The sequence below is a fragment of the Streptomyces sp. NPDC107654 genome, assembly GCF_055639035.1.
Genome location: NZ_JBVKBI010000002.1, coordinates 356,022 through 374,083, shown reverse-complemented (window position 1 = coordinate 374,083; position 18,062 = coordinate 356,022). Strand labels below are relative to the sequence as shown.

Below are 18,062 nucleotides of genomic sequence, written 5' to 3'. Positions count from 1 at the left end.
CGGGGGACCCGGGGGGTCGGGGTTCCGGCAGGGGAGGGGAGCAGAGGGGGCGTATCCAGGCCGTCGGGCCGGGAACGCCCCCTCGAAGTGCCCCGGGTGGTGCCGGTCCGGCTAGAAGAACACCCCGCACCGCAGCAGCACGTTCGCGTACGGCCGGGCCTCCCCGGTGCGCACCACCAGCCGGGCCCCCGCCGACAGCTCCTTCAGCCGCTCGTGCGGGACGAGGGCCAGCTCCGGGAACCGGTCCGCCAGCAGCCCGGCCGCCGCCGGATTGGCCGCCCGCACCTCCTCCGCCGCCGTCGCGCCCTCCACCACCAGCTCGGCCAGCAGCCCGTCCAGCACCTCGGCGAAGGACGGCACACCGGCACGGAACGCCAGGTCCACCACCCGGGGCCCGTCGGGTATCGGCATGCCCGCGTCACACACCAGCACCCCGTGCCCGTGGCCCAGTTCGGCCAGCGCACCCGACAGCCCGCGGTGGAGGATCCCCGCCTTCTTCACCGTGCGTCCCCTCGCCCGTCGGTCCCGGGTGCGGTGTCCGGCCCCTGGCCGGGGTCCCGAGGGCTGTCCCCCGGGAGGGCACGGCACAGCGCCTCGACCTCCGCCGCCGTCGGGTACGACTCCTGCGCGCCCCGCTTCGTCACGGCCGCCGCGCCGACCCGGGCCGCGTACGCCGCCGCCTCCACCGGATCCGCGCCCGTGCCCAGCCGCCACGCCAGGGCCGCCGTGAACGCGTCCCCGGCGCCCGTGGTGTCCACCGCGTCCACCGTCACCGACGGCACCCGGGTCACGCCCGAGCCGTCGGCCACCAGCGCGCCCCGCGCACCCAGCGTCACCACCACCGACCGCGGCCCCTTGGCCAGCAGCAGCCGGGCCCAGTCCGCCGGCTCCTCGCTCACGCACGCCTCACCGAGGATCACCCGCGCCTCGTGCTCGTTCACGATCAGCGGGTCACAGGCCGCCAGCACCTCGGCGGGCAGCTCCCGCGGCGGAGACGGGTTCAGCACGAACCGGCCTCCCGGCGCCAGGTTCCGTACGACCTCCACCACCGTCTCCAACGGGATCTCCAGCTGCGCCGACACCACCCGCGAGGTGTGGAACAGGCTCACCGCCGCCCGCACGTCCTGCGGCAGCAGCCGCGAGTTGGCGCCCGGCGACACCACGATGCTGTTGTCACCGGACGGGTCCACGGTGATCAGCGCCACGCCCGTCGGGGCCCCGCCCACCAGCACACCCACCGTGTCGACCCCGGCCGCGCGCAGGGAGTCCAGCAGCAGCCGGCCGTGGCCGTCGTCACCGATCCGCGCCAGCAGGGCCGTACCGGCACCCAGCCGGGCGGCGGCGACCGCCTGGTTGGCGCCCTTGCCACCCGGGTGCACGGCCAGGTCGCCGCCGAGCACCGTCTCGCCGGCGGCCGGCCGCCGCTCCACACCGATCACCAGGTCGGCGTTGGCCGATCCCACGACCAGGAGGTCGTAGTCGTACATCAGTTGACTCCCCTGAGAGATGACGTCAGGCGGGCCGGCCCCGGAAGTGCCCCCGGGGCCGCCCGCCCGACTCGCCCGTCGTCAGCCGCTGAACCCGGCCACGTTGTCCTTCGTGACCACCTTCACCGGCACCTTCACCATCGGCTCCACCTTCTCGCCCCGGACCGCCTTGAGGGCGTTGTCCACGGCGATCCGCCCCAGCTGGCTGGGCTGCTGGGCGACGGAGGCGTACAGCGTGCCGTCCTTCACCGCCGTCAGCCCGTCCGGGGTGCCGTCGAAACCGACGACCTGCACCGACTTGCCGGCCTTGGAACCGAGCGCCTTGATCGCGCCCAGGGCCATCTCGTCGTTGGCGGCGATGACGCCCTGCACGTCCGGGTGGGCCTGGAGCAGGTTCGACATCACGTCGAGGCCCTTGGTGCGGTCGAAGTCGGCGGGCTGCTGGGCCAGCACCCGTATCCCCGGATAGGCCTTCAGACCCTTGGCGAACCCGGCCGCCCGCTCCCGTGCCGCCGACGTGCCCGCCTGCCCCTGCAGGATGACGATCCGGCCCTTGCCGCCCAGCTTCTCGGCGACGGTCTTCGCGGCCAGCTCGCCGCCCGCGACGTTGTCCGAGGCCACCAGCGTGTCCACGGACGCGTGGTTGACACCGCGGTCGACGGCGACGACCGGGATCCCCGCCTTGCCGGCGGCCTTCACGGAGTTGCCCGCCGCGTCCGAGTCCACCGGGTTGACGATGACCGCGCCCAGGCCGGAACCGGTGAAGTTCTGCAGCTGGTTGGCCTGCTGGGAGGCGTCGTTCTGCGCGTCGGTCACGGTCAGGTCCACTCCCAGCTTCTCCGCCTCGGCCTGGGCGCCCGCCCGGATCTGCACGAAGAAGGGGTTGTTGAGGGTGGACAGCGACAGACCCATCCGCGGGGTCGTGGACGACGGGGAGCCGCCGTGCAGGAAGGAGGTCGCACCGACGATCGCCACGGTGACCACGGCGGCCAGCGCGTACGTCGCCGCCTGCCGCCCCTTCGGCCCGCCCGCACCGGCGGCCACCGGGGTCGCCCCGGCCTTGCGGCGCACGGTGTCCAGCAGCACCGCCAGCGCGATCACGACACCGATCACGACCTGCTGCCAGAACGCCGAGACGGACAGGAGGTTGAGGCCGTTCCTGAGCACCGCCAGGATCAGCGCGCCGATCAGCGTGCCGGACGCCTTGCCGGTGCCGCCCGCCAGCGAGGCACCGCCGATGACGACCGCGGCGATCGCGTCCAGCTCGTAGCCGTCGGCGGCCTGCGGCTGCGCAGAGGACAGCCGGGCGGCGAGCACGATGCCCGCGACGGCGGCGAACAGACCGGACAGGGCGTAGACGGCGAGCTTCTGCTTCGGCACACGCAGGCCCGACAGCCGGGCCGCCTCCTCGTTGCCGCCGATCGCGTACATGGACCGGCCGATGTACGTCCGCCCCAGCACCAGCGCGGCGACCAGCCCCATCACCACCATGACCAGCACCGGCACCGGCAGCCAGCCGCCCAGGGTGTCCCCGAGACGGGAGACCGAGTCCGGGAAGGCGATGGGGGAGCCCTGCGAGATCACCAGGGCGAGGCCGCGGCCCACCGACAGCATGGCCAGCGTCGCGATGAACGGCGGCAGCTTGCCGTAGGCGATGAGGAAACCGTTCACCAGACCGGCGACGACACCCGTGGCCACCGCCAGCAGGACCGCGAGCACCACCGGCACACCGTGCCGCGTGGCGCTCCAGGCCAGCATCGTCGCCGACAGCGCGGCCACCGAGCCGACCGACAGGTCGATGCCCGCGGAGACGATCACGAAGGTCACGCCGAAGGCGAGGATCGCCGTCACGGCCGCCTGGACACCGATGTTCAGCAGATTGTCGGTCGTCAGGAAGTCCCCGGACAGCGCCGACAGGGCGATGACCAGGACGATCAGCGCGGTGAGCGCGCCGTTGTCGAGGAGCAGGCGGCGGAAGCCCCCCGGGGCGCCACTCGCGCCCGCCCGGCTCTTGAGCGTGTCAGTGGCCACGGACGGCCTCCTTCTCGGTGTCCTTCTCGGTGGTGGGGAGGGAGACGGCGAGGGACATCACCGCGTCCTGCGTGGCCTCGTCGGCGGAGAGTTCACCGGCGATCCGGCCCTGGGCCATCACCAGCACCCGGTCGCTCATGCCGAGCACCTCGGGCAGATCGCTGGAGATCATCAGGACGGCGGCACCGGCGGCCGTCAGCTCGTTGATCAGCTGGTAGATCTCGACCTTCGCCCCGACGTCGATACCGCGCGTCGGCTCGTCCAGGATCAGCACCTTGGTGTCGGCCAGCAGCCACTTGCCGATGACGACCTTCTGCTGGTTGCCGCCCGACAGGGTCCGCACCTGCTGCCCGAGGCCCGCCATGCGCACCCCCAGCTGCCCGGCGATCCGCTCGGCGGCCGCGTACTGCCCCTTGCGGTCGACGAGCCCCGCCCGGGTGGCCGCGCGCAGGGTCACCAGCCCCAGGTTCTCCGCGACGGACGCGTCCAGCACCAGCCCCTGTCCCTTGCGGTCCTCCGGTACGAGCCCGATCCCGGCCGCCATCGCGGCGTTCACGTCATGCCGCCGGACCGCCTTCCCCGAGACCCGCACGACCCCGCGGTCGTACGGATCGGCCCCGAACACGGCCCGCACGACCTCCGTCCGCCCGGCCCCGACGAGGCCCGCGACCCCGACGACCTCACCGGCGTGCACCTCGAAGCCGACGTCGTGGAAGACACCGTCCCGCCCGAGCCCCTCGACGGACAGCAGGGCCGGGCCCTTCTCCGGCCGTTCCCGCGGGTACTGCTGCTCGATGGACCGCCCGACCATCAGCCGGACCAGCTCGTCCTCGCCGGTGGAGGCGGGCACCTGCCCGACGCTCCGCCCGTCCCGGATGACGGTGACCCGGTCCCCGAGCGCGGCGATCTCCTCCAGATGATGGGTGATGAAGACGACCCCCACGCCCTCCTCGCGCAGCGCCCGCACGATGGCGAAGAGCTTCTCCACCTCCTCGGAGGTGAGCACGGCGGTCGGCTCGTCCATGATCAGTACGCGCGCGTCCAGACTGAGCGCCTTGGCGATCTCGACCATCTGCAGCCGCGCGATCCCGAGCTCCCGCACGCGCGCGCGTGGCGACACATCGACCCCGACCCGCCGCAGCAGCGTCCCGGCCTCCGCCTCCATGCGCTTCCTGTCGATCAGCCCGAACCGGCGTGGCTGCCGCCCCAGGAAGATGTTCTCGGCGACGGTCAGATCGGGAACGAGGTTGAACTCCTGGTAGATGGTGGCGATCCCGAGACGCTCGGAGTCCTGCGCCCCGTGGATGCGCACCTCCTCACCGTCCACGAGAATCCGGCCGGCGTCGGGGGTGTAGGCACCGGAGAGCATCTTGATGAGCGTGCTCTTACCGGCACCGTTCTCACCGAGCAGCACATGGACCTCACCCCGGCGCAGGTCGAAGTCGACGCCGTCGAGCGCGACCACGCCGGGGAAGGTCTTGCGTATGCCCTCGATGCGCAGCAACTCGTCCGCGTTGCTCACGACGTGCTCCTTTGCACTGGGGAGGGGGACTGCGGGGAGGGGGTGGGGGGTGCGCTCCGAGGTGCGGACGCTCCGCACGAGCGGCGCACGACGAGCCGCGCGGGCAGCGTCACGGACTGCGGGGCACGCCCCTCGATCCGGTCGACCAGGGCCCGTACGGCGGCCCGCCCCAGCTCACCGGTCGGCTGGGCGATCGCGGTGACCGGCGGGTCGGTGTGCACGAACCAGCGGATGTCGTCGAACGCGGCCAGCGCGAGGTCGTCCGGCACCCGCAGCCCACGCGCGCGTACGGCGTCCAGCGCGCCCAGCGCCATCAGGTTGTCGGCCGCGAAGACGACCTCGGGCGGCTCCGGCAGATCGAGGAACCCCTCGGTGACCCGCCGTCCGCTCTCGGCCTGGAAGTCACCCTGCCCGATGTAGGCGTCCGGCAACGGAAGCCCGTACTCCGCGAGCGCGGCCCGGAAGGCCTCGACGCGCTCACTGCCGGTGGTGGTGGCGGCGGGCCCGGCGATGATGGCGAGCCGCCGGTGCCCGAGCCGGTGCAGATGCCCGACGAGATCCCGCACGGCACCCCGCCCGTCGGCCCGTACGACCGGCACCTCCACCCCGGGGATCCACCGGTCGACGAACACCATGGGCGTCCCGGCCCGAGCGGCATCGAGCATGAGAGGCGACCCGCCGTCGGTGGGCGACACCAGCAGCCCGTCGATCCGCCGGTCGAGCAGATTCCGCACGTGGTGGTCCTGCAGCTCGGGCCGCTCGTCGGCGTTCCCGATGATCACGCTGTACCCGAGCGCCCGGGCCTCCTCCTCGACGGAGCGGGCCAGCTCGGTGAAGTAGGGATTCAGCACATCGCTGATCACGAGCCCGAGGGTGTGCGTCTGATCGGTCCGCAGCGACCGGGCGACGGCATTGGGCCGGTACCCCAGCTCCGCCACGGCCCCCATCACCCGCGCCCGCGCTTCGGCGCTGACGGACGGATGCCCGTTCAACACCCGCGACACGGTCGCCACGGACACCCCCGCCGCAGCGGCGACATCCTTGATGCCTGCCATCGCCGGCGCCACCTCCTCGTGACTCGTGGAATCGATTACATCCCTCGGTGTAGGAAGGATTGGAATCGATTACACGGGGCGCGGGCAAGAGGCGGGCGGTGGCCGAAACCCAATCGTGACCGGCGTGCCGATCACCACCAGGGGGCGCCCGGTGCGCGGTCCCCCCGCCGCCCGGCTATGCGGAGGGGGAGGAGGACGGAACCGGTGTCTTGCGCGACCAGAAGTCGGAGTGGACGTACGGAAGCCCCTCGGACTTGAACGCCTCCGGGTCGACAGGCTTGCGCGAGGGCTCGGTGACCTTGGATTCGGTGACGCACGGAGAAACCACGGCGAAGTTGGCCTGACCCGCGTGCCCGAATTCGAGGGCGACTCGAAAACCGTTCGGGGCGGTGGCGTGGATCGCCGGCATCTCCTTGTTGTCCACCACTGATGTGATCTTGTAGTCGTGCTGCTTCCAGTAGCGCTCCACGACACCGAGGACATTGCCCCGCCGCTCGCTCGAGATGATCGTCACCACGGCACGCCGGCGCGTCACTGATCCGGTGCCGGTGCTGTCGTCCTTGAAGTCGGAACACGCGGATGCGCTGGACGCTCCGGGGATCACCTCCACGGACGGATGGATCGCACCAAGGAACGCGTCGAGCATCGCCTCTGCCCGGTCACCGGCCTCCTGCATGTTCATGTGGTTCTCCTTTGCCGATCCCCCCTGCCGGCCTGCGTCGGCGCCGTCACCGACGAAACCGCAACCGGAAACGAGGAGTGCTGTGGCCGGCAGGGTCACGACGCGCGTCTTCATCGGTTTTCGCCCCACTTCACGAGCTCGGGGCGGTTGGCGACCAGTGCCGCGATGTTGGCGGCGGACCTCGGATCGTCCTCCGGGCCGAAGTAGTCGGAGTGTGCGGGTGTCGGGCCCTGCCCGTCGATCAGCGGCCTGGGCCCGTCGGCAACCTCGAAGCGTCTGGCCCCGAACGCCTCGCTGGCGGTCGTCGACGGACCGTACCCCGTCCGCCGCGCGGTGGTTGAGGTCCTGCTGCGGCTCCCCGTTGGCCCCTCACGTCGCACTCCAGCGGCAATGGCGGATTCGGGCCACCTCGGCCGACCGGCCCACCTCCGTGGCCAGTTCACCTCTGCCACGCTCTTGGCCCGAGTTCGCCCATCCCTCCGGGTGCGAGTTCCCAGCGGCTCGCGGGTGGCGGGGGCGGGCGCGAGGGAGCGCTTCGCGGGCACGCCGGGTGGGTCGGGCGGCTCGCGCGCCGCCCTCGCGCACCCTCGCTTCTTACGCGGAAGCCCGACACGGCCGAGAAGCGAGCGGCCCGACGGCCACTTGTTCACTCGTCGGTGAACAACTCCGTCGCCTCGGCGGCGTGGACCGCGCGCTGAGCCCAGACCTCCAGTTGACCGAGGTTCGTGCAGGCCAGCACCCGCTCCCGGACCGCGTCGGACACCGAGATGCCCCGCCATTCCAGGATGCGGAGGGTCATTTCCTGGCGGTCCTGGACGCGGCCCTGCTCCAAGCCCTGCTCCCGCCCTTCCTCGCGTACCTGCTCGGCCAGCGGATGCCGCCAGAAGTACTGGATCGCCGTCATCAATTCCCTCCACGTCTGCTTCGCCTGGGGGTCGGCCAGGCACGAGTCGACGAACTGCACGAAGACCGCGGCACTGTCGGGGTCGATGGTCCGCAGGGCGGACGCCAGGGATTCCAGTATGGCCGGAGCCTGCGGCCCACGACCGTGTGTCATCGCCGACAGCACCGCAAGAGGGACATCCCGCTCGGCCTGCCGCTCGTCCGCGATCACCGGCACGTTGTCCGGGCCGAGCACGAGCGGCCGTACCGTCAGCGACTCCCACCCCGGGAAACCGAGCCGGATCGGACGCGAGGCCCACTTCTCCGTGGCACTGCTCTGCGTGATGACGATGAGCACCGGCCCGCACCGGTACTTCTCGTACAGGTACGACAGGTAGTAGGGCCAACTGCCCCGCTTCCGGTCGTCCACCTTGCCCTGCGACTCCACCACCAGCAGATACGTGCCCTCGTCCGTCTCCGCCCGCAGCAGCGTGTCCACCCGACGCTCGACCGGCTCGACCTCCGTCAGGTCCACGTTCAGCGCCGCGATCTCCCTTGGCTCAGGGAACGGCACGTGCAGCACCTTCTGTAACGCCTTCGTCAGCAGCGTCGGATCCTTCTGGAAGATACGGTGCAGCGCCTCATGCGACGAGCCCACCATCACGCCACCCCCAGCTCACACCACACGTACTTCCCCCGGTCCCCGAACCGAGCCGACGGCTGCCATCCCCAGTACTCCGCGCAAGCCGACACCAGCCCCAGCCCCCGCCCCTCCTCCCGCTCCAGCGCCTGCTCCAACGGGACCGGCGGCTCCGGGTCCGTGTCCCACGCCCCGATCCACACCAGCCCCTGCGCCGACCTGCGCACCCGCAACGCCGCCGGCCCCTTCGTGTGCCGCACCGCGTTCGAACCCAGCTCCGTCGCCAGCAGCTCCGCCGTCTCCACCAGCCCCGTCAACCCGTGCAGGGTCAGGATGGCGCGCAGGGTCCGGCGGCAGACCGTCACCGCTCTCAGGTCGTTGGGGACGTAGAGGGTGTAGTCCCAGGTCTCGCCGGTTTCCAAGCTTTCGGGCATGCGTCGTCAACTCCAGTCACTGAGCGGGGGAATGGGGCGTGCAGTGGCATTGCCGTGGCCGTCATGGCAGGACGGCACGGTGCGCTTCCGCAGCGTGTGCGTTGCGTCACCGACCGTAGGGCTAATTGTTTAACCACCGCAAGCTGATCCCGTAGGGTGACGCCCGAACGAGTAACGCGTACCAGCGCGTTGGGAGGACCGTCGATGGCGTTGAGAAACGAGCCGACAGCACGTCAGCTGCGTCTGGCGGTCGAATTGCGGAGGCTCCGCGACGCGGCAGGATTCACGGCCCGGCAGGCGGCTGCCCTGCTGGGAGTGACCGCCCCGGTCATCAGCCAGATCGAGTCCGGCATCGCAGGCGTCAGCGAGAATCGGTTGCGCCGCCTCGCCTCTCACTACGTCTGTACGGACGACGAGTTCGTCGATGCCCTGGTCGCCATGGCCACCGATCGCACGCCTGGTTGGTGGGAGAAGTACCGGGGCCGGCTGCCCACACCCTTCCTGGACCTGTCGGAGCTGGAGCACCACGCCCGGTTTCTGCACCACGTGGCGATCCTGTACGTGCCGGGCCTGCTGCAGACGGAGGACTACGCGCGTGCCGTCTTCTCGTCCAGGCTTCCGGAACTCAATCCTGAAGAGCTGGAGTTGCGCATTCAGCACCGAAAGGAGCGCCAGCGGATCACCATCCCCTACGAAGCGCTGATCCATGAGGCGGCCCTTCGGATCAGGGTCAGTGACCGTGCCACCTCCAAGGGCCAGTTCGCCCGGCTCCTGGAACTCTCCGAAGCGGATCACGTCACCTTGCGTGTCATCCCCTTCGACCTGGACGGCTTCGCCGCTTCCAGCACGATGACGTACGCGGGAGGCCCCCTGCCCAAGCTGGACACCGTGGTACGGGACGCGCCCCACGGCACAGTCCTTATCGACTCCGAGGCCCAGCTCAGCATCTATCGAACTCGCTTCCGTATGGTGGAGGCCGTATCACTCGAACCGGTCGAGTCCCGTGACTTCATCCACAGGCTGGCGAAAGAGCTGTGAGGCACCCCATGGACAACTGGCGCAAGTCGTCCTACTCGGGCGAAGGCGACGGCAACGAGTGCGTGGAGATCGCCACCACCCCCACCCACACCTCCGTCCGCGACTCGAAAACCCCCGCCCGCGCCACCCTCACCTTCCCCACCCCCGCCTTCACCACCTTCCTCCGGGCCCTCAAGGCGCACCCCCGCCCCTGACCCCGTGACCCGTTGTCACACCCCACCGGTACCGTCGGATCATGGCTCAACAGGCGGGGACCCAGACCGGTGAGCGGCGGCTTGCCGTGGTCGAAGGTGTGCTGGAGCGGATCACGTACGCCAATGAGGAGAACGGGTACACGGTGGCCCGGGTCGACACCGGCAGAGGGGCCGGGGATCTCCTCACCGTGGTCGGCGCGCTGCTCGGTGCGCAGGCCGGGGAGTCCCTGCGCATGGAGGGCCGCTGGGGGTCGCATCCGCAGTACGGCAAGCAGTTCCACGTCGAGAACTACACGACCGTGCTGCCGGCCACGGTCCAGGGCATCCGGCGTTATCTGGGATCCGGGCTGGTCAAGGGGATCGGGCCGGTGTTCGCCGACCGGATCACCCAGCACTTCGGGGTGGACACGCTAAGGATCATCGAGGAGGAGCCGAAGCGGCTCGTAGAGGTCCCCGGCCTTGGCCCCAAGCGCACCAAGAAGATCGCCGATGCCTGGGAGGAGCAGAAGGCGATCAAGGAGGTGATGCTCTTCCTCCAGACGGTCGAGGTGTCCACGTCCGTCGCCGTGCGGATCTACAAGAAGTACGGGGACGAGTCCATCTCCGTCGTCAGGGAGCAGCCGTACCGGCTCGCCGCCGATGTCTGGGGCATCGGGTTCCTGACCGCCGACAAGATCGCCCAGTCCGTCGGCATCCCCCATGACAGCCCCGAGCGGGTGAAGGCCGGTCTGCAGTACGCGCTGTCGCAGTCCGCCGACCAGGGGCACTGCTTCCTGCCGGAGGAGCGGCTGATCGCCGATGCCGTGAAGTTGCTCCAGGTCGACACCGGGCTGGTCATCGAGTGTCTCGCCGAGCTGGGTAGGGAGCCGGAGGAGGGGGCCGATCCGGGGGTCGTACGGGAGCGGGTGCCGGGGCCCGACGGCGGGGGAGACGAGCCCGTCAGCGCCGTCTACCTCGTGCCCTTCCACCGCGCCGAGCTGTCGCTGTCCGCCCAGCTGCGGCGGCTGCTGCGCACGGAGCAGGACCGGATGCCGGGCTTCCGGGAGGTGGACTGGGAGAAGGCGCTCGGGTGGCTGAAGGCGCGCACCGGCGCGGATCTCGCGCCCGAGCAGGAGGCGGCGGTCAGGCTGGCGCTGACGGAGAAGGTCGCCGTCCTCACCGGCGGACCGGGGTGCGGAAAGTCGTTCACCGTCCGGTCCGTCGTGGAGCTGGCCCGGGCCCGGCGCGCCAAGGTGCTGCTGGCCGCCCCGACCGGGCGGGCCGCCAAGCGGCTGGCCGAGCTGACCGGGGCCGAGGCCTCCACCGTGCACCGGCTGCTGGAGCTGAAGCCGGGCGGTGACGCGGCCTACGACCGGGACCGCCCGCTCGACGCCGACCTGGTGGTCGTGGACGAGGCCTCCATGCTGGACCTGCTGCTCGCCAACAAGCTCGTGAAGGCCGTACCGCCGGGGGCGCACCTGCTCTTCGTGGGGGACGTGGACCAGCTGCCCAGTGTGGGGGCGGGGGAGGTGCTCCGCGATCTGCTCGCCGACGGGAGCCCGGTCCCGGCCGTAAGGCTCACCCGGGTCTTCCGGCAGGCCCAGCAGTCCGGAGTCGTCACCAACGCGCACCGGATCAACGCGGGGCAGCATCCGCTCACCGACGGGATGAAGGACTTCTTCCTCTTCGTGGAGGACGACACGGAGGCCGCGGGCCGGCTGACCGTGGACGTGGCCGCGCGGCGGATTCCGGCCAAGTTCGGGCTGGACCCGCGCCGGGATGTGCAGGTGCTCGCGCCGATGCACCGGGGGCCGGCCGGCGCGGGCGCGCTGAACGGGCTGCTCCAGCAGGCCATCACGCCCGGGCGGCCCGACCTGCCGGAGAGGCGGTTCGGCGGCCGGGTCTTCCGCGTCGGCGACAAGGTCACCCAGATTCGCAACAATTACGAGAAAGGGAAGAACGGTGTCTTCAACGGCACCGTGGGCGTCGTCACCTCGCTCGACCCGGTCGACCAGCGCCTGACCGTGCTGACGGACGAGGACGAGGAGGTTCCGTACGAATTCGACGAACTGGACGAACTGGCGCACGCGTACGCCGTGACCATCCACCGCTCGCAGGGCAGTGAATATCCCGCCGTGGTGATTCCGGTCACCACCGGGGCATGGATGATGCTCCAGCGGAACCTGCTCTACACGGCGGTCACCCGGGCCCGGCAGCTGGTCGTCCTCGTCGGTTCGCGCAAGGCGATCGGGCAGGCGGTGCGCACGGTGTCGGCCGGGCGGCGGTTCACGGCCCTGGACTTCCGGCTGCGGGCCTGAACCCCCGGTCCGGCGTCCGGTGAACTCCGGCCCCGGGGCCGGTGGATCCCGGGCCGGGCACCGTCAACCACGGGTCTGTACAAAAAATGATCGATCAAATGAGTCACGAAGGTCACAGAGCACTTCCAGATGCCCCTCCGAGGGGGCAGGATGAGCAGGTTGACGGCACTGAGTGCCGCCAATAGGCCCAATGGTCGACCCCGAGTGCACTCTGCTGAGCCAAATGGGGGATGGTAGAGACAGTCAGGGCACCTCGAAGATGAGGCACTACGTCGGTGAGGGAAGACGTGAGCGACAACTCTGTAGTACTGCGGTACGGCGACGGCGAGTACACCTACCCGGTGGTCGACAGCACCGTCGGTGACAAGGGCTTCGACATCGGGAAGCTCCGCGCCCAGACCGGTCTGGTGACCCTGGACAGTGGGTACGGCAACACGGCCGCCTACAAATCCGCGGTCACCTACCTCGACGGCGAGGCGGGCATCCTCCGCTACCGCGGCTACCCCATCGAGCAGCTGGCCGAGCGCTCCACCTTCCTTGAGGTGGCGTACCTGCTGATCAACGGCGAGCTGCCGACCGTCGACCAGCTGACGGCGTTCAAGACCGACATCACGCGGCACACCCTGCTGCACGAGGACGTCAAGAACTTCTACCGGGGCTTCCCGCGCGACGCCCACCCGATGGCGATGCTGTCCTCGGTCGTCTCGGCGCTGTCCACCTTCTACCAGGACAGCCACAACCCGTTCGACGAGACCCAGCGCGACCTCTCCACGATCCGGCTGCTCGCGAAGCTCCCGACGATCGCCGCGTACGCGTACAAGAAGTCGATCGGCCACCCGTTCGTCTACCCGCGCAACGACCTCGGCTACGTCGAGAACTTCCTGCGGATGACCTTCTCGGTGCCGGCGCAGGAGTTCGAGCTCGACCCGGTCGTCGTCTCCGCGCTGGACAAGCTGCTGATCCTGCACGCCGACCACGAGCAGAACTGTTCGACCTCGACGGTCCGCCTGGTCGGCTCCTCGCAGGCCAACATGTTCGCGTCGATCTCGGCCGGCATCAGCGCGCTGTGGGGCCCGCTGCACGGCGGCGCCAACCAGTCCGTGCTGGAGATGCTGGAGGGCATCCGTGACTCGGGCTCCGACGTCGACACCTTCATCCGCAAGGTGAAGAACAAGGAGGACGGCGTCCGCCTGATGGGCTTCGGCCACCGGGTCTACAAGAACTTCGACCCGCGCGCCAAGATCATCAAGGCCGCCGCGCACGACGTGCTCTCCGCGCTGGGCAAGGAGGACGAGCTCCTCGACATCGCCCTGAAGCTGGAGGAGCACGCGCTGTCCGACGACTACTTCGTCGAGCGCAAGCTGTACCCGAACGTGGACTTCTACACCGGTCTGATCTACCGGGCCATGGGCTTCCCGACCGAGATGTTCACGGTCCTGTTCGCCCTCGGCCGCCTGCCGGGCTGGATCGCCCAGTGGACCGAGATGATCAAGGAGCCGGGTTCCCGCATCGGCCGCCCGCGCCAGATCTACACGGGCGTCGTCGAGCGCGACTTCGTTCCGGTCGAGGAGCGCTGAGCGTACGTACCGAGCGGAAGGGCCTGCCTGTCCGGGCGGGCCCTGAAGCGGTGATCCGGCGTCCCCTGGCGCCGCGATCCACACGGCGAGAGAACCCATTCGGCGAAAAGAAGAAGGCGCCCTGAGTCGCCGGTCCCCCCACGGGCCGACGACCAGGGCGCCTTCCCATGTCCCGGTGCGGATTCCCCCCACGGGATCCGGCCGGGCGCTCGGAGAGGACAGCGCCTGAATCGCTGTCGGTGAGCACAACGAGCAAAACTCGCCGTACTCCAGTGATGCGGTGCGATCTGCCGGGACAGCGCACGCTGGGAGGGCCGCTCAAAGCTTCCCGGTGTACGTGCCCCGGCAACGCATCTCTGAGGAAGTCCCCCAAGACATCCTCAGACGCCAGTCAGCGCCCCCCAAGACGCTGGTCTGACACCGCCAACTTAGACCTTCGAACCCCTTCGATGGTTACGTTCGCATCACTGTGATCTGCGTCTCTTGCATATGTCCTTTTAAGTGCGCAAGAGCCCCGATACAGCAATCGGGGCTCAAGCGTAAGGATGATGCGCGAGCCTTGTGAAGAGCTTATGTGAGGTCCGCGTCGGACTCCAGGGGGACTCCGACATCGGTCACGGGCGATCGCCGCCGGTCCCGCGGCTCCACCGCCGGCTCACCGGAAGGCGCGCAGCCGCAGGCTGTTGGTCACCACGAACACCGAGGAGAAGGCCATGGCCGCCCCCGCGATCATCGGGTTGAGCAGCCCGGCCGCGGCCAGCGGCAGCGCGGCGACGTTGTAGCCGAAGGCCCACACGAGGTTGCCCTTGATGGTGGCGAGCGTCCGGCGGGACAGCCGGATCGCGTCCGCGGCCACCCGCAGGTCCCCGCGGACCAGCGTCAGATCGCCGGCCTCGATCGCCGCGTCCGTGCCGGTGCCCATGGCCAGGCCCAGGTCGGCGGTGGCGAGCGCGGCCGCGTCGTTCACGCCGTCGCCGACCATGGCCACGGAGCGCCCCTCGCGCTGCAGCCGTCGTACGACCTCCACCTTGTCCTCGGGCAGCACCTCGGCGTGGATGTGCGCGGAGTCGATGCCGACGGTCCGCGCGACCGCCTCGGCGACGGTCCGGTTGTCGCCGGTGAGCAGCACCGGCGTCAGCCCCAGCGCGCGCAGCTCGCGGACCGCCTCGGCGCTGGTCTCCTTGACCGCGTCGGCGACGGCGATGACCCCGCGTGCCCGCCCGTCCCAGCCCGCCACGACGGCCGTACGGCCCTCCTGCTCGGCCTCGCGGGCCGCGCGGGCCAACTCCTGCGGCAGCGCGTCGTACAGGCGCCCCACGGCCACCTCACGGCCTTCCACGCGTCCGCGTACGCCCCGTCCGGGCACGTTCTCGAAGTGCTCCGCCGGCGGCAGGGCCCCGGCGCGTTCCTCCGCACCGGCGGCGATCGCACGGGCCACCGGGTGCTCGGAGGCGTGCTCCAGGGCACCCGCGAGCCGCAGCACCTCCTTCTCGTCCTCGCCCTCGGCGACGTACACCGCCTGCAGGCTCATCCGGCCGGTGGTGACCGTGCCGGTCTTGTCGAGGACCACCGTGTCGACGCGGCGCGTGGACTCCAGTACCTCCGGGCCCTTGATCAGGATGCCGAGCTGGGCGCCGCGGCCGGTGCCGACCATCAGCGCGGTCGGGGTGGCGAGGCCCAGCGCGCAGGGGCAGGCGATGATCAGTACGGCGACGGCGGCCGTGAACGCGGCGGCCGTGTCGCCGGTGACGCCCAGCCAGACCCCGAAGGTGCCGAGCGCGACGAGGATGACCACGGGGACGAAGACGGCGGAGATCCGGTCGGCTAGCCGCTGCACCTCGGCCTTGCCGTTCTGGGCGTCCTCCACCAGCCGCGCCATCCGGGCGAGCTGGGTGTCGGCGCCGACCCGGGCGGCCTCCACGACGAGCCGGCCGCCCGCGTTGACCGTCGCGCCGGTGACCCGGTCGCCGGGGCCCACGTCGACCGGCACGGACTCGCCGGTCAGCATGGAGGCGTCCACGGCGGAGACGCCCTCGACCACCGAGCCGTCGGTGGCGATCTTCTCGCCGGGCCGTACGACGAACCGGTCGCCCACGGCCAGGGACGACACCGGTATCCGCACCTCGCGGCCGTCCCGCAGCGCCGCCACGTCCTTGGCGCCCAGCTCCATCAGCGCCTTCAGGGCGGCACCCGCGCGGCGCTTGGAACGGGCCTCCAGGTAGCGGCCGAGCAGGATCAGCGCGACGACCCCGGAGGCTACCTCCAGGTAGATCGTGGAGGCGCCGTCCGTGCGGGAGACGGTGAGGCGGAACGCGTCGTTCATGCCGGACATGCCCGCGTCGCCGAAGAACAGCGCCCACAGCGACCAGCCGAAGGCGGCCAGCGTGCCGACCGAGACGAGGGTGTCCATGGTCGCGGCGCCGTGCCGCAGGTTGGTCCAGGCGGCCCGGTGGAAGGGCGCGCCGCCCCAGACGACGACCGGTGCGGCGAGGGTGAGCGAGAGCCACTGCCAGTTGTCGAACTGGAGCGCCGGGATCATCGCGAGCAGCACCACGGGGGCGGCGAGCAGCGCGGAGACGAGCAGGCGGTGGCGGAGGGCGCCGAGTTCGGCGTCCGGTGCGGGGGTTCCCGGTTCCGCTTCGGGCGCGGGGGTGGGCGGCGGGGGTTCCTCGGCGGTGTAGCCGGTCTTCTCCACGGTGGCGATCAGGTCGGCGACCTGGACGCCGTCGGCGTACGCGACCTTGGCCTTCTCGGTGGCGAAGTTGACGGTGGCGCTGACGCCGTCCATCCGGTTGAGCTTCTTCTCCACCCGGGCGGCGCAGGAGGCGCAGGTCATCCCGCCGATGAGCAACTCGACCTCGCCGGTCGTGCCCGCGTCGGCGGCCGTCTCTGCGGTGGTGCTGGTCATGTCCGGACTCCAGACATCGGACCGGGCCGTACGGATCCAGTATCAGCTGGTCGGCACGGCCCGGTCGGGGGATCGGAGGGTGTTCCCGGGTTCCTCCCGGGGTTCCCCGGATTCGTCCCGGGTCTTCCGAGGGTTGTCGTCCCCGGGTTCCCGGGTTCGTCCCGGGCTTTCCGGGCTTCGCGCCCGGGGTCCCCGGCTTCGTTCCGGGTCTTCCCGGGCTCCGTGCCCGGGGTCCCCGGGGCCCCGGGTTCTTCCCGGTTCTTCCCGGTTCTTTCCCGGCTTCTTCCTCAGGCCTGGCCGGCCAGCTCGAAGCCGGCCTCGTCCACGGCGGCGCGCACGGCCTCCTGGTCCAGCGGGGCCGCGGAGACGACGGTCACCTCGCCGGTCGACGCGACGGCCTTCACCGAGCTGACGCCCGGGATCTGCGAGATCTCGCCGGAGACGGACCCCTCGCAGTGGCCACAGCTCATGCCGGTCACCTTGTAGACGGCGGTGACGGGGCCCGGGGTGTCGGTCTGAGCGGTCATGTCGTTACTCCTCGTCGAGGCGTGTGGGGCCAGTGGGGTCCCGCGGAGTGCCGCGGGGGATCCCCATGCTCTCCAGACTATACCCCTAGGGGGTATTAATCCACCGCAGGGGCACCGGCCCGACGGCCGGTCAGCGGCTCCAGGTAGCGGATGAGGACGTCCTTGGTCTCCCGGACGTAGGCCGCGCGCTCGGCGCCCTCGTGGGCCAGGACCAGTTCCAGGCCGGCCTTGTAGATGCCGAGGCAGACGTGGGCGGTGCGGGTGACCTCGGCCGCGGTGGCGTCCGGCATGAGCGAGTCGAGCAGCCCCTCTATCCGGCCGATCACGGTCGTGTGCAACTGGTCGTGCGCCTCGGCCATCCGGCCCGGGATGTCGGGGCCGTGCATGAGCGCGAAGAAGACCGGGTGGTCGGTGTTGAAGGCCATGAACCGGTCGACGGCCGAGCCGATCGCCTCCTCCAGCGGGGTGGCGGGGTCGACCGGTGCCAGCGCCTCGCCGTACGCCTCCCGCATCTCGTGCATCAGGCGGTCGCCCAGCTCGATCGCGATCGCTTCCTTGTTCGGGAAGAACTGGTAGAGGGTGCCGGGCGAGACGCCGGCCTCGCGGGCGATGGCGTTGGTGCTGGCGGCGGTGTAGCCGGTGGTGCAGAAGACCTGGGCGGCGGCCTGGAGCAGCTGTGCGATGCGGCGCTCGCCGCGGGCCTGGCGGCGGCGCGGCTGCGGCTCCTTCTCCGTGGTGTCGGACACGCGTTATCCCCAGCTCTCCGAACGCGATTGACAAACGCGAGC

Annotated in this window: 15 protein-coding genes; 4 read left to right on the top strand and 11 right to left on the bottom strand. The window is 70.7% G+C overall.

Going from position 1 to position 18,062, the window contains the following annotated elements; genetic code table 11:
- Positions 1–111 precede the first annotated feature (111 nt).
- The 8 genes from rbsD to ACZ7N4_RS04735 all read right to left on the bottom strand — a co-directional run bounded on the left by rbsD (position 112) and on the right by ACZ7N4_RS04735 (position 8,733).
- Positions 112–501 carry a D-ribose pyranase gene (gene rbsD / locus ACZ7N4_RS04770; protein ID WP_356154280.1) on the bottom strand — a complete coding sequence of 130 codons (390 nt, stop codon included), beginning with the start codon at positions 499–501 and terminating at the stop codon, positions 112–114.
- Entirely contained in the window at positions 498–1,487 is a 990-nt protein-coding gene (locus tag ACZ7N4_RS04765; protein WP_471353766.1) for a ribokinase, read from the bottom strand. The genes rbsD and ACZ7N4_RS04765 overlap by 4 nt, the downstream gene beginning before the upstream one ends.
- An 81-nt stretch (positions 1,488–1,568) precedes the next feature.
- Complete coding sequence (locus tag ACZ7N4_RS04760; protein ID WP_471353764.1) at positions 1,569–3,518, bottom strand: ABC transporter permease/substrate-binding protein; 1,950 nt, start codon at positions 3,516–3,518, stop codon at positions 1,569–1,571.
- The gene (locus tag ACZ7N4_RS04755; protein ID WP_471353760.1) at positions 3,508–5,040 is read right to left on the bottom strand and encodes a sugar ABC transporter ATP-binding protein; all 1,533 of its coding nucleotides are present in this window, start codon (positions 5,038–5,040) and stop codon (positions 3,508–3,510) included. The genes ACZ7N4_RS04760 and ACZ7N4_RS04755 overlap by 11 nt, the downstream gene beginning before the upstream one ends.
- A complete protein-coding gene (locus ACZ7N4_RS04750) occupies positions 5,037–6,095 on the bottom strand; it encodes a LacI family DNA-binding transcriptional regulator (protein WP_471353758.1) in 1,059 nt (352 codons plus the stop codon). Before ACZ7N4_RS04750 ends, ACZ7N4_RS04755 begins: the two co-directional genes overlap by 4 nt.
- A gap of 175 nt (positions 6,096–6,270) precedes the next feature.
- Positions 6,271–6,891 (bottom strand): hypothetical protein, encoded by a 621-nt coding sequence (locus ACZ7N4_RS04745; protein ID WP_471353756.1) that lies wholly within the window; start codon positions 6,889–6,891, stop codon positions 6,271–6,273.
- 532 nt (positions 6,892–7,423) lie between these two features.
- On the bottom strand, positions 7,424–8,320 hold the full coding sequence (locus ACZ7N4_RS04740; RefSeq protein WP_471353753.1) for an RpnC/YadD family protein: 897 nt from the start codon (positions 8,318–8,320) through the stop codon (positions 7,424–7,426).
- Positions 8,320–8,733, bottom strand: a complete 414-nt coding sequence (locus ACZ7N4_RS04735; protein ID WP_471353751.1) for an ATP-binding protein — start codon at positions 8,731–8,733, stop codon at positions 8,320–8,322. The genes ACZ7N4_RS04740 and ACZ7N4_RS04735 overlap by 1 nt, the downstream gene beginning before the upstream one ends.
- Positions 8,734–8,937: 204 nt before the next feature.
- Between ACZ7N4_RS04735 and ACZ7N4_RS04730 the strand changes: the two genes are divergently transcribed.
- From ACZ7N4_RS04730 to ACZ7N4_RS04715, 4 genes are all read left to right on the top strand, one after another.
- Positions 8,938–9,771 carry a helix-turn-helix domain-containing protein gene (locus tag ACZ7N4_RS04730; protein ID WP_471353749.1) on the top strand — a complete coding sequence of 278 codons (834 nt, stop codon included), beginning with the start codon at positions 8,938–8,940 and terminating at the stop codon, positions 9,769–9,771.
- 8 nt (positions 9,772–9,779) lie between these two features.
- A complete protein-coding gene (locus tag ACZ7N4_RS04725; RefSeq protein WP_471353747.1) occupies positions 9,780–9,965 on the top strand; it encodes a DUF397 domain-containing protein in 186 nt (61 codons plus the stop codon).
- A gap of 41 nt (positions 9,966–10,006) precedes the next feature.
- Positions 10,007–12,262 carry an SF1B family DNA helicase RecD2 gene (gene recD2, locus ACZ7N4_RS04720; protein ID WP_471353744.1) on the top strand — a complete coding sequence of 752 codons (2,256 nt, stop codon included), beginning with the start codon at positions 10,007–10,009 and terminating at the stop codon, positions 12,260–12,262.
- A 287-nt stretch (positions 12,263–12,549) separates the two neighbouring features.
- Positions 12,550–13,839: a citrate synthase gene (locus ACZ7N4_RS04715; protein WP_471353742.1), complete on the top strand. Its 1,290-nt coding sequence runs from the start codon at positions 12,550–12,552 to the stop codon at positions 13,837–13,839.
- Positions 13,840–14,494: 655 nt separating this feature from the next.
- Here ACZ7N4_RS04715 and ACZ7N4_RS04710 read toward each other — a convergent pair.
- The 3 genes from ACZ7N4_RS04710 to ACZ7N4_RS04700 form a co-directional block, all read right to left on the bottom strand.
- On the bottom strand, positions 14,495–16,747 hold the full coding sequence (locus ACZ7N4_RS04710; protein WP_471353739.1) for a heavy metal translocating P-type ATPase: 2,253 nt from the start codon (positions 16,745–16,747) through the stop codon (positions 14,495–14,497).
- A 287-nt stretch (positions 16,748–17,034) separates the two neighbouring features.
- Positions 17,035–17,274: a heavy-metal-associated domain-containing protein gene (locus ACZ7N4_RS04705; RefSeq protein WP_471353736.1), complete on the bottom strand. Its 240-nt coding sequence runs from the start codon at positions 17,272–17,274 to the stop codon at positions 17,035–17,037.
- 95 nt (positions 17,275–17,369) lie between these two features.
- Complete coding sequence (locus tag ACZ7N4_RS04700) at positions 17,370–18,020, bottom strand: TetR/AcrR family transcriptional regulator (protein ID WP_471353734.1); 651 nt, start codon at positions 18,018–18,020, stop codon at positions 17,370–17,372.
- Between the last annotated feature and the right edge of the window lie 42 nt (positions 18,021–18,062).